Below are 11,310 nucleotides of genomic sequence, written 5' to 3' on the forward strand. Positions count from 1 at the left end.
AGGGCGTCGCCTACCGGTGGATCGACGTGGAGGCGTCGAAGGCGGCGGCCGACGAGGCGCTCGCGATCAGCGGCCGGCTCAGCATCCCCGTGATCGTCTTCGCGGACGGCTCGCACGTGGTGGAGCCGTCCGACGAGACCCTCCGGGCGAAGCTCGCCGTCGTCTGACCCGCTTCAGCCCTCGCGGACGCGCCGGGCGATCGCGCCGCCGGCCGCCAGCACGGAGACGTCGAGGGCCGCGACGACGTGGGTGAACCCCAGCTGCAGGAAGCGCCGCGCCCGCGGCTCGGTCGCCCCGAAGGCGCCGGCCAGGACCCCTGCAGCGCGGCAGGCGGCGAGGATCCGGGGGAGGGGGCCGTCCGGGCCGTCGTCCTCGAGCAGGCCGTCGACGGTCGTGCCCAGCGACGCGGACAGGTCGAAGGGGCCGACGAAGACCAGGTCGAGGTCGGGCGTGCGCGCGATGGCCTCGACGTCCTCGAGCCCCGCTGCGGTCTCGACCATGATGCCGACGAAGGGGCGATCGACGGGCTCGTGACCGACGAGGGGGCCGAAGCTGCGGATGCCCCGAGGCGGCGGGTGCGCCGCGGCGACCGCCGCCTCCGCCTCCGCCGCGCTCTCGACGAGCGGGACGATCACGCCGTCGGCGCCCGCGTCGAGCGCGCGGCCGATCAGGTCCGCCCGGTTCGCCCCGGGCCTGACCAGCATCGGCACCCGGGGGTCGCGCCGCAGCGCGAGCGTCGCCCGCACGGCGCGGTCGTCGAAGTGGCCGTGCTGCGCGTCGAGCAGCACCCAGTCGAACCCGGCGCCCTCGAGCGCGACCGCCGTCCTCGGCTCGCCGAGCATCGCCCACACCCCGAGCCGCACGTCGTGGTCGCGCATCCGGCGACGCTAGCGGGCGAGCCCGATCGCCACCGTGCCGTCGACCTCGTCGTCGGACTCGATTCCGGCAACGAGGCCCGCCTGCTCCAGCAGCAGCGCGGTCCAGGCGGCCTGGGTGCGGCCCGTCTCGATCAGCAGGGCGCCGCCGGGCGCCAGCCAGGCCGGCGCCTCGGCCGCGATGCGGCGGTGCAGGTCCAGGCCGTCGGGGCCGCCGTCGAGCGCGACCGCCGGCTCGAAGTCGCGCGCCTCCCTCGGCATGTCGGCGATCCGGTCCGTCGGCACGTACGGCGCGTTGACCGCGATCACGGCGAAGCGGCCGCGGAGGCGCTCCGGCAGCGGGTCGAACAGGTCGCCCTGCCGGACCGTGCCGCCCACCGGGGCGAGCGTCCTGCGCGCGTTCGCGACGGCGGCGGGCTCGACGTCGGCGGCGTGCACCTGGACGCCGGGCACGCGGGTCGCGATCGCCAGCCCGACGGCGCCGGTGCCGCAGCACAGGTCGAGCACGAGCGCGCCCGGCGTCGCCAGCGCGGCGGCCTCCCGCGCGAGCAGCTCGGTGCGGCGGCGGGGGACGAAGACGCCGGGGTCGACCGGTACGCGCAGGCCGTCGAACGCCGCCCAGCCGAGCAGCGGCTCCAGCGGCTCGCCGGCCGCCCTGCGATCGACGAGCGCGTCGAGCGCCGCACCGGACGCCGCCGCGGCCAGCAGCCGCGCCTCCTCCTCCGCGAAGACGACGCCCGCAGCGCGCAGGCGCGGGACGAGGTCGTCCCCCGTCACGGACCGGGCGTCAGCAGGTCGCTGCGGGACACGCCCCCGCGGCGCCACTCGATGATCGGCCAGCGCCGCCTGAGCGCAGCGCGCGCGAGCCGCGCATCCGGGTTCACGGCGGTCGGGACGCCCACCAGCGACAGCCACGGCAGGTCGGCGACGCTGTCGCCGTAGGCGTAGGACGCGGCCAGGTCGAATCCGCCGCGCTCCGCGTACCGGGTCAGCCAGGCGCCGCGCGCCTCGTCGACGAGCGGCGGCGCGCCGAGGTACCCGGTGAGCGTGCCCGCCTCCTCGTGCATCGAGCCGGCCACGACCTCGTCGAAGAGCGCGGCGAGCGGTTCGGCGAGGACCCCGATCGAGCCCGTGATCAGCACGGTCCGGTGGCCGGCGGCGCGGTGCTCGCGGACCCGGCGCAGCGCCTGCGCGCTCGTGTGCGCCAGCAGCTCGTCGGTGTAGCCGCCGCGCACCGCGGCCTGCAGACGAGCGGCGGGCATGCCGGCGTACCGGCGGAGGAAGGTGCGCAGGAACTCGCCGCGGTCGCGGCGCTCGGCGGCCAGGTACGCCGGCAGCCGGGTGATGATCGAGCCGGCCTCCGCGACCGCGGCGGCGTCGCCGCCCTGCGCCCGCTTCACCCACAGCCGCTGCTGCACGATGTTCGAGTCGACGACGGTGCCCTCGAGGTCGAAGACCGCGAGCACGTCGCCGCGATGCGGCAGGTCGGCCGGCAGCTCCGGGGCGGGGCGGGAGCCGCTGCGGCCGCGGGAGAACACCCGCATCAGCTGCGTCACCGCGGGCACGTGCACCCGCTGCATGTAGTCGTTCCAGTCGATGCGGGTGACGTCGAAGCCCTCGGTCGGCCGGTCGCCGGGGATGCGCTCCTGCAGCGCCCGGGCGTTCGCGTCGTCGAAGATCAGCTCGGTTCCGACGTAGGCGCGGTACAGGTCGGACAGGGTGCGCAGGCTCGCGACGTCGCGCTCCCTCCTGCCCATCGTGCGCTGCCACTCGCGCGTCCTGGCCGTCGACGGCAGGCGGTCGAGCGCGGTGTTCGCGGCGCCGACCAGCCGCTCCGCCCGGCGGATCGCGCGCTCGACCCGGCGGTCGCCGGGGAACTGCCACGTCGGCATGCCCTTCGCCCCGGGGGTGTCCGGGATGGGGTTCGCGGTGAAGTAGTCGTGCACGTTCCGGTACATCGCGTGGAACGGCAGCGGGTTGCTCGCGCCGGAGGCGACGTGCAGGTAGCGGGGCGCCCCGGCGGGAGGCGGGGTCGCCGCGGCGGCGAGGATCGCGTTCACGACGTAGTCGACCGGCACGATGTCGAGCACCGAGTCGGGGACGCCGGGGAAGTCCTGCAGCTCGCCGCGGCCGAAGGCGATGATCAGCGGGTCCGCCACCTTGAAGCCGTCGATCCAGCCGGGGAACGGGTGCTGCAGCGCGCTCTCGATGACGCTCGGGCGCACCACGGACAGCCGGTGCGCCGACCCCCACAGCTCCTCGGCGGCCCGCTCGGCGAGCGCCTTGGTGAACGTGTAGACGTCGGTCCAGCCGAGGCTCTGCGCGCGGGCCCTTCCGGCCGTGACCAGGCGGTCCTTCACCCAGTCGACACGGGCGGCCTCAGCGGACTGCGCCACCGCGCGCGGCCCCTCCTTGCCGTGCTCGAGCCGGGCGCGCGTCATGAGCCCGCGGAGCACGCCCGGCTCGCGGCTGCGCAGCTCGACCCGCTGGCGGGCGGCCGCCGCTGCCGACGCCTCGACGCGCCAGTCCGTCGTGTGGTCGAGGCGCGCCTCCGGCAGCACGCCCTTGCGCATCCCGCCGACGTAGCAGGTGGAGACGTGCACCACGTGCGGGTCGGCGCCGCTCGCCGCGATCGCCGTGTACAGGTTCCGCGCACCGCCGGTGTTCGTCGCGAACGCCTCGTCGATGGGCGGATCGAACGACACCGTCGAGGCGCTGTGCAGCACGACGTCGAGATCGCCTGGCAGCGGGGGCACCTCGTCGAGCGAGCCCTCGATCGCCGTCACGCGCTCGGCGAAGATCCTCGCCGCCTCGTCGCGGCCGACCGCCTCCCGCCACGGCTTGAAGACCGGCTTCGCCAGCAGCTTCCGCGTGCGGTCCTCGGCGGACTGCCCGGTCTTCCCGCGGACGAGCAGGGAGATCCGCGTGTCCGGGTGGGACACGAGCAGGCGCTCGAGCACCGCCTGCCCCACGAAGCCCGTGCCGCCCGTGATCAGGACGTGTCCGGAGAGGTGCTCGACCGCGGGCTCGGAGATGGCGCCGGAGGGGGCACCGGCGCTGTTCGTCATCGGGTCCGTATCGTATGCGGAATGGCTACCGCGCTCGTGACCGGTGCGACGAGCGGCATCGGCGCCGCGTTCGCGCGCGCGCTCGCGCGCCGCGGCTGGGACCTCGTGCTCGTGGCCCGCGACGAGCAGCGGCTCGAGAACGAGGCCGCCGCGTACCGGGCGCAGGGCCGGCAGGTGCAGGTGCTGCGCGCGGACCTCGCCGACCGCGCCGACGTGGACCGGGTGGCGGCGCGCCTCGAGGACGCGGCCGCGCCGATCGACCTGCTCGTCAACAACGCGGGCTTCCCGGTGCGGGCGAAGCTGCTGTCCGCCGACCAGGCCGCGCACGACCGCGCCTTCGAGGTGATGGTGCGGGCCGTGCAGGTGCTCTCCGGCGCGGCGGGGCGGGCGATGACCGGCCGCGGCCGCGGCCGCATCGTGAACGTCGGCTCGACCGCCGGCCGCATCACGATGGGCGCCTACTCCGCGATCAAGGCGTGGGTCACCGTGTACACGGAGGGGCTCGCGAACGAGCTCGACGGCACCGGCGTCTCCGCGATGGCGCTCGAGCCCGGCTGGGTGCGGACCGAGTTCCACGAGCGCGCCGGCATCAGCGGCTCGTCGATGCCGGCCGCGCTGTGGCTCGACGCCGACGAGCTGGTCGACGCCGCGCTGAAGGACCTGTCGCGCGGCCGGGTCGTGTCCACGCCGAGCGTGCGCTACAAGGCGCTCATGCTCGTCGCGCGGCACGCGCCACGCGGCGGGATCCGTCGGATCTCGAAGGCGCTGAGCGACCGGCGCGGCAGTACCGTGTCCACGTGACGACGCGGGTGACGAACCGACCCCCCGCGAGCTCCGAACCCCCCGCCGTGGGATTCGACCGGTACACCTCCAAGCCGATCGCCGCCGCCCGCTGGGTCGCGCAGCGGGTGCTGCTCGGCGGCCTGATCCGCACGATCCTCACGGTGCGCATCCTCGGCCGCGAGCGGCTCGCCGGGCTGCGCGGCGCCTTCGTCGTCGTGGCGAACCACTCGAGCCACCTCGACGCCCCGCTGATCTTCACCACCCTGCCCCGGCGGCTCGCCCGCTACCTCTCCGCCGGCGCCGCGGCCGACTACTTCTTCGACGTGCGCTGGCGGAAGGGGCTGACCGCCCTGTTCTTCAACGCGTTCCCGATCCACCGCTCCGGCGTCGACCGGCCCGCCTCCGAGGCGCGGGCGCTGCTGCGCCGCGGCGTGCCGCTGCTGGTGTTCCCGGAGGGGACCCGCAGCCGGACCGGCCGCATCGGCCAGTTCAAGGCGGGCGCCGCGGCGCTCGCCACCGCCGAGTCGGTGCCGTGCGTGCCGGTCGCGATCATCGGCGCCCACATCGCGCACCCGCGCGGGTCGAAGTGGCCGAAGGCCGGCCGGCCGCCGGTCGCCGTCGTCTACGGCGAACCCGTCTTCGCGATCGCGGGGGAGACCGCGTCCGAGTACATGCGCCGGGTGCGGGGCGAGGTCCAGCGCCTGCACGACGAGCACGCCCACGCGGTCCTCTCGACCGGCCGCTCCACGTCCGGAGGACACCGATGACCGATCTCGTCACCCCCACGGCCGCCGACCGCGAGGACGCGGCCGCCGTCGCGGCGTCGCCCCCCGGCGCCGCGGCCGTCGCGCACATGAAGTGGTGGGGCTGGGGCGTCCCCGGGGTCGCGTTCCACCACGAGGACAAGCCGGCCTTCGCCCCGTTCGTGCTGAAGGCCGTCGGCATCGACCTGCACACCGCGAGCGTGCTGGAGCAGCCCGACTTCGGTGCGCTCGACGTGCCCGCCTCCATCGCGCCGGACGCGCTGCGCGCGGCGCTCGCCGACGCCGTCGGCGCCGACGGCGTGCACGACGACGACCTCGACCGGGTCGTGCACACCTACGGCAAGAGCATCCGAGACCTGATCAAGGTGCGGGCCGGGCACCTGCCCCGCGTGCCCGACCTCGTCGTCTACCCGGCGGACGAGGCGGCGGTGCAGCGCATCGTCGACGTCGTCGTCGCGCAGGACGCGGTGCTGATCCCGTTCGGCGGCGGCAGCAACATCGCCGGCTCGCTCGAGCCGGTGCCCGGAGAGGCGCGACCGGTCGTGTCGGTCGACCTCGGCCGTCTCGACCGCGTGCTCGAGATCGACGAGGCGTCCGGCCTCGCGCGGATCCAGGCCGGGGCGCTCGGCCCGTCGATCGAGGCGCAGCTGAACCCGCGGGGCTGGACGATCGGGCACTTCCCGGACTCGTTCACCCACTCGAGCCTCGGCGGCTGGATCGCGACCCGCTCGTCGGGCATGCAGTCCGACAAGTACGGCGATATCGCCGACATCGCCCGCGGCATGCGGGTCGCCCGCCCGGGCGGCGTGCTCGACCTGCGGCCGACCCCCTCCGCCTCCACCGGCCCGAGCGTGCGGGAGATGGTCCTCGGCAGCGAGGGCCGGCTCGGCGTGATCACGGAGGCGACGGTGCAGGTGCACCGGGTGCCCCAGCAGCGCGTCATCCACGCGTACTTCTTCCCGAACTGGCGGGCCGGCAGCGCCGCGATGCGGCGCATCGCGGAGGGCGACGTGCACCCCGCGATCACCCGGGTGTCCGACGGCCGCGAGACCGGCTTCTCGCTGTCGACGTCGAAGGCGTCGAAGGGGTTCTCCGGACTCGCGCAGAAGGGGCTGTTCGCCTTCCTCAAGCGCCGCGGCTGGGACCTCGACGAGATGTGCCTCTCGTTCATCGGCTACGAGGGCACGCCGGCGCACGTCGCGGCGCAGCGCAAGGTGGTCGAGAAGGCCGTGAAGCGCAGCGGCGGCATCGGGGTCGGCACCGGACCCGGGGTGCTCTACGACCAGAAGAAGTTCGACACCCCCTACCTCCGCGACTTCCTGCTCGACCGCGGGACCGCCGGGGACGTGTCGGAGACGAGCGTGCCGTGGGCCGGCCTCGACGCCATGCACGACGGCGTGATCGCCGCGGCGGAGGCCGCCTACGAGTCGCTCGGCCGCAAGGGCTGGATCATGAGCCACCTGTCGCACTCGTACCACTCGGGGGCGTGCCTCTACTTCACCTTCGCGTTCGTGATGGGCGACGAGCCCGAGGCGGAGTACGACGTGGTCAAGTCGGCGATCCAGCAGGCGTTCATCGACCTGGGCGGCGTGCCGAGCCACCACCACGGCATCGGCGTCGAGCACGCGGCCTGGCTGCCGGACGTGCTGTCCGAGCAGGGCATCGGCGTCCTCGAGGGCCTGTTCGCCGCGACGGACCCGGGCCGGAACCTGAACCCGAGCAAGATCACCCCGACCTGACGCTCGCGGATCCGGATACCTTTCGCCGATCCGGAGATGCTTCGCGGATCCGGATGAACGAGGCGACACGCCGGTGCCCGAGCGTCGGAACCCGGCGTGTCGCCGCTTCGGTCCGGATCCGCGAGAGGGTCAGTCGCCCTCGACGCGGGCGCGGTGCCGGTCTGTGAGGTCGGTCATGCGGAGGAGCAGCCGGCGCAGCCGCTCGAGGTCCTCGGCGCCCAGTCCGTCGAACACCCCGACGCCCTCGACGACCATCGGACCGTAGAGCGCGCCCACCTCGCGCTCGGCATCCGCCGTCATGCGGACGAGCACCCGCCGCCGGTCGTCCTCGTCCGCGAACCGCTCGACGAGGCCGCGGCGCTCGAGCCGATCGAGGAGCGCGGTGGTCGCCGCGGCTTTCAGGCCGGCACCGCGAGCGAGCTCGCCGGCCGTCTTCGGACCGTCCGCGAGCCAGTCGAGGCATCGCAGGTCCGCGGGCCCGAGCCCGAGCCGGCGGCCGACCGCGTCGTCGAAGGCCTGCACGCTGCGCTGGTAGCGCTGCATCGCGAGCCCGATGTCCGCCATCGCGGCTTGCCTCGGCTCGCTCATCCGCACTATCCTTTCGATATTCGAACAGTACGACATCCGAAGGGAACCGAATGCGTGCACTCATTGTGGGCGGTGGGGTGGCCGGCGGCGCAGCGGCGCTCGCGCTGGAGGACGCCGGCATCGAGGCGATCGTGCTCGAGCGGAGGGACGAAGCGGCGGCGGCGGGCGGTTCCTACCTGACGCTCGCGCCGAACGGCCTCGCCGCGGCGGCGGCGCTCGGCGTCCTGCCGCGGCTGGCCGACGTGGGCTTCCCGACCGACACGCACCTGCTGGTCGGCGCGAGCGGCACCCCGCTCGGCCGCGTGTCGATCGGCGTGCCGCTCGCCTCCGGGCTGCGCGGGCTCACGCTCCGCCGATCGGACCTGGTCGGGGTGCTCACGGCGGAGGCGGTGCGGCGCGGCATCGCGGTGCGCAGGGGCGCGGCCGTGCGAGGGGTCGACGGCACGACGGTCGAGCTCGACGGCGGCGAGCGGGTCGACGCCGATGTGCTGATCGGGGCCGACGGCGTCCGGTCCGTGGTCCGCTCAGCGATCGATCCCGGAGCACCCGCGCCGCGGTACGTCGGGCTGACGAACTTCGGCGGGATCACCCGCGGGACTCCGGTCGCGGCGAGGCTGGAGCAGCGCGCGTGGACCATGGTGTTCGGTCGTCGCGCGTTCTTCGGCGCGCATCCGACGCCCGCCGGCGACGTCGTGTGGTTCGTCAACGTGCCGGAGCCGGAGATCGCCCGCGACGTGCGGGCCGCGACGAGCGGCGACGCGTGGCGCGACCGCCTCGCGGGGCTCGTCGCCGGCGACCCGGGCGACGCGGAGCACCTGATCCGCGCGGGCGTGCTCGAGCTGGCCGGCGACAGCACCTACGACCTCCCGACGGTGCCGTGCTGGCGCCGGGGGAGCGTCGTCCTGATCGGCGACGCCGCCCACGCGCCCTCGCCCAGCTCGGGGCAGGGCGCCTCGCTGGCGCTCGAGGACGCGGTCGTCCTCGCGCGGGAGCTGCGTGGCGCGGAGGACCCGGCCACGGCGCTCGCGCGCTTCGAGTCGGCTCGGCGGCGCCGGGTCGAGCGGATCGTCTCGGCGGGCGCGCGGTCGAGCAGCAGCAAGATCCCCGGCCCCCTCGGGATGCGGGTGCAGGAGGCGGTCATGCGGGTGCTGCTCCGCACGGTCGTGACCGAGCGGGGCTCGGCCTGGATGACGGGCTACCGCGTCTGAGCGGCGACGCCGCCTCCCCTCGCGGATCCGGATGGATCCGACGACACGCCGTGGCGCGGTCGCCGGACGCGGCGTGTCGCTCAGGATCTCCGGATCCGCGAGAGGAATCCGGATCCGCGAAGGTGCCGGGGAGCCCGACACGCCGCCTGGTACCATGATTCCGCCTCGCGCGAGCGCGGGGCACCGGAGCAGACCGGCTGGGAGCTGGTCGTTAGTGGTGGACCTCGGGTCACGGGACCCGCGTTCTTCTACTGATGACCAGGGGCCGACGGCGAGACGCACCATCGAGGTGCGCCCGCCGCGGCTTGCCACGCTCCTCCCCGCTGATCTCCGTCTGTTCCCGAAGCGCGTCCGAATGACGCCAGACACAGAAGGAGACGCCTCTTGGAGGGTCCCGAGATCAAGTCCGCCGAAGCCGTTCTGGACAACGGCAAGTACGGCAAGCGCACCATCCGTTTCGAGGCCGGTCGCCTCGCGCAGCAGGCGCAGGGTTCCGTCGCCGCGTACCTCGACGAGGACACGATGCTGCTGTCCGCGACGAGCATCGGCAAGCACCCCAAGGACCAGTTCGACTTCTTCCCGCTGACGGTCGACGTCGAGGAGCGGTCCTACGCCGCCGGCAAGATCCCCGGCTCGTTCTTCCGCCGCGAGGGCCGTCCCTCCACGGAGGCGATCCTGGTCTGCCGCCTGATCGACCGGCCCCTGCGCCCGTCGTTCATCACCGGCCTCCGCAACGAGGTCCAGATCGTCATCACGGTCCTCTCGATCGCGCCCGGCGAGTTCTACGACGCCCTCGCGATCAACGCCGCTTCCGCCTCCAGCCAGCTGTCCGGCGTGCCGTTCAGCGGCCCCATCGGCGGCGTCCGCCTGGCCCTCATCGACGGCCAGTGGGTCGCGTTCCCGACGTTCGCGCAGCTCGAGGACGCCGTCTTCGACCTGACCGTCGCCGGCCGCGTCACCGAGACCGGCGACGTCGCGATCATGATGGTCGAGGCCGAGGCGACCGAGACCGCGTTCGAGAAGATCCGCGCGGGCGCGGTGAAGCCGAGCGAGGAGGTCGTGGCCCAGGGCCTCGAGGCCGCGAAGCCGTTCCTGAAGCTCCTCGTCGAGGCGCAGGCCGAGCTCGCGAAGCAGGCCGCCAAGGAGACCCGCGAGTACCCGGTGTTCCTGCCCTACTCGGAGGCGACCTACGCGGTGGTCGAGGACCTCGCGCTGTCGGAGCTGCAGGACGTCTACCGGATCGCCGGCAAGACCGAGAGGCAGGACGCCGACGACGCACTGAAGTCGCGCGTCAAGGACGCCGTCCAGGCGAAGGTGGAGACCGGCGAGCTGCCCGCCTCCGCCCTCGGCGAGGTCTCCGGCGCGTACAAGTCGGTCACCAAGAAGGTCGTCCGCGGCCGGATCCTCAGCGAGGGCGTCCGCATGGACGGCCGCGGCCTGAAGGACATCCGCCCGCTCGACGCCGAGGTCGCGGTCATCCCGCGGGTCCACGGCTCGGCGATCTTCCAGCGCGGCGAGACCCAGATCCTGGGCGTCACCACGCTGAACATGCTGAAGATGGAGCAGCAGATCGACTCGCTGTCGCCCATCACGAAGAAGCGGTACCTGCACCACTACAACTTCCCGCCCTACTCCACCGGTGAGACCGGCCGGGTCGGGTCGCCGAAGCGTCGCGAGATCGGGCACGGCTTCCTGGCCGAGCGCGCGCTCGTGCCGGTGCTGCCGCCGCGCGAGGAGTTCCCCTACGCGATCCGTCAGGTGTCCGAAGCGCTCTCGTCGAACGGCTCGACCTCGATGGGCTCCGTCTGCGCCTCCACCCTGTCGCTGCTGAACGCGGGCGTGCCCCTGAAGGCACCTGTCGCGGGCATCGCGATGGGCCTCGTGTCCGACACCGTGGACGGAGAGACGCAGTACGCGACCCTCACCGACATCCTCGGCGCGGAGGACGCGCTGGGGGACATGGACTTCAAGGTCGCCGGCACCAGCGAGTTCGTCACGGCGATCCAGCTCGACACCAAGCTCGACGGCATCCCGTCGTCGGTGCTGGACGGCGCGCTGCAGCAGGCCCGTGAGGCGCGCCTCACGATCCTCGGCGTCCTGAACCAGGCGATCGACGCGCCCGACGAGATGGCGCCGACCGCGCCCCGCGTCATCAGCGTGCAGATCCCCGTCGACAAGATCGGCGAGCTGATCGGCCCGAAGGGCAAGACGATCAACGGGATCCAGGACTCCACCGGCGCCGACATCTCCATCGAGGAGGACGGCACCGTCTACATCGGCGCCGT

The 11,310-nt window shown here is 74.0% G+C and carries 9 protein-coding genes; 5 read left to right on the plus strand and 4 right to left on the minus strand.

Features of this window, described 5'->3' with window-relative positions; genetic code table 11:
* Positions 1-173: 173 nt before the first annotated feature.
* From ACFE60_RS13790 to ACFE60_RS13800, 3 genes are read right to left on the minus strand one after another with little or no spacing between them, the layout of a single operon-like run.
* Positions 174-878, minus strand: coding sequence for an HpcH/HpaI aldolase/citrate lyase family protein (locus tag ACFE60_RS13790; protein ID WP_375389438.1), 705 nt, complete (start codon positions 876-878; stop codon positions 174-176).
* A gap of 9 nt (positions 879-887) precedes the next feature.
* On the minus strand, positions 888-1,652 hold the full coding sequence (locus tag ACFE60_RS13795; RefSeq protein WP_375389439.1) for a putative protein N(5)-glutamine methyltransferase: 765 nt from the start codon (positions 1,650-1,652) through the stop codon (positions 888-890).
* The gene (locus tag ACFE60_RS13800) at positions 1,649-3,943 is read right to left on the minus strand and encodes an SDR family oxidoreductase (RefSeq protein WP_375389440.1); all 2,295 of its coding nucleotides are present in this window, start codon (positions 3,941-3,943) and stop codon (positions 1,649-1,651) included. The genes ACFE60_RS13795 and ACFE60_RS13800 overlap by 4 nt, the downstream gene beginning before the upstream one ends.
* Before the next feature lie 21 nt (positions 3,944-3,964).
* Here ACFE60_RS13800 and ACFE60_RS13805 point away from each other — a divergent pair, with 21 nt between their 5' ends.
* From ACFE60_RS13805 to ACFE60_RS13815, 3 genes are read left to right on the plus strand one after another with little or no spacing between them, the layout of a single operon-like run.
* A complete protein-coding gene (locus ACFE60_RS13805; protein ID WP_375389441.1) occupies positions 3,965-4,744 on the plus strand; it encodes an SDR family NAD(P)-dependent oxidoreductase in 780 nt (259 codons plus the stop codon).
* Positions 4,741-5,493 carry a lysophospholipid acyltransferase family protein gene (locus tag ACFE60_RS13810; protein ID WP_375389442.1) on the plus strand — a complete coding sequence of 251 codons (753 nt, stop codon included), beginning with the start codon at positions 4,741-4,743 and terminating at the stop codon, positions 5,491-5,493. Before ACFE60_RS13805 ends, ACFE60_RS13810 begins: the two co-directional genes overlap by 4 nt.
* Positions 5,490-7,229, plus strand: coding sequence for an FAD-binding oxidoreductase (locus ACFE60_RS13815; RefSeq protein WP_375389443.1), 1,740 nt, complete (start codon positions 5,490-5,492; stop codon positions 7,227-7,229). Before ACFE60_RS13810 ends, ACFE60_RS13815 begins: the two co-directional genes overlap by 4 nt.
* 129 nt (positions 7,230-7,358) lie before the next feature.
* On the opposite strand, the gene ACFE60_RS13820 is transcribed toward ACFE60_RS13815, so the two are convergent.
* The gene (locus ACFE60_RS13820; protein WP_375389444.1) at positions 7,359-7,817 is read right to left on the minus strand and encodes a MarR family winged helix-turn-helix transcriptional regulator; all 459 of its coding nucleotides are present in this window, start codon (positions 7,815-7,817) and stop codon (positions 7,359-7,361) included.
* A 50-nt stretch (positions 7,818-7,867) separates the two neighbouring features.
* On the opposite strand from ACFE60_RS13820, the gene ACFE60_RS13825 reads away from it, so the two are divergent.
* The gene (locus ACFE60_RS13825; protein WP_375389445.1) at positions 7,868-9,025 is read left to right on the plus strand and encodes an FAD-dependent monooxygenase; all 1,158 of its coding nucleotides are present in this window, start codon (positions 7,868-7,870) and stop codon (positions 9,023-9,025) included.
* Between the two features lie 384 nt (positions 9,026-9,409).
* A partial coding sequence (locus ACFE60_RS13830; RefSeq protein WP_375389446.1) for a polyribonucleotide nucleotidyltransferase occupies positions 9,410-11,310 on the plus strand: 1,901 nt, incomplete at its 3' end.

The organism is uncultured Amnibacterium sp., assembly GCF_964245895.1.
Taxonomy (GTDB): domain Bacteria; phylum Actinomycetota; class Actinomycetes; order Actinomycetales; family Microbacteriaceae; genus Amnibacterium.

Coding starts and splice junctions, on each gene's coding strand:
- ACFE60_RS13790 (WP_375389438.1), bottom strand. CDS start 878: ATGCGCGACCACGACGTGCGGCTCGGGGTGTGGGCGATGCTCGGCGAG.
- ACFE60_RS13800 (WP_375389440.1), bottom strand. CDS start 3,943: ATGACGAACAGCGCCGGTGCCCCCTCCGGCGCCATCTCCGAGCCCGCG.
- ACFE60_RS13805 (WP_375389441.1), top strand. CDS start 3,965: ATGGCTACCGCGCTCGTGACCGGTGCGACGAGCGGCATCGGCGCCGCG.
- ACFE60_RS13815 (WP_375389443.1), top strand. CDS start 5,490: ATGACCGATCTCGTCACCCCCACGGCCGCCGACCGCGAGGACGCGGCC.
- ACFE60_RS13820 (WP_375389444.1), bottom strand. CDS start 7,817: ATGAGCGAGCCGAGGCAAGCCGCGATGGCGGACATCGGGCTCGCGATG.
- ACFE60_RS13825 (WP_375389445.1), top strand. CDS start 7,868: ATGCGTGCACTCATTGTGGGCGGTGGGGTGGCCGGCGGCGCAGCGGCG.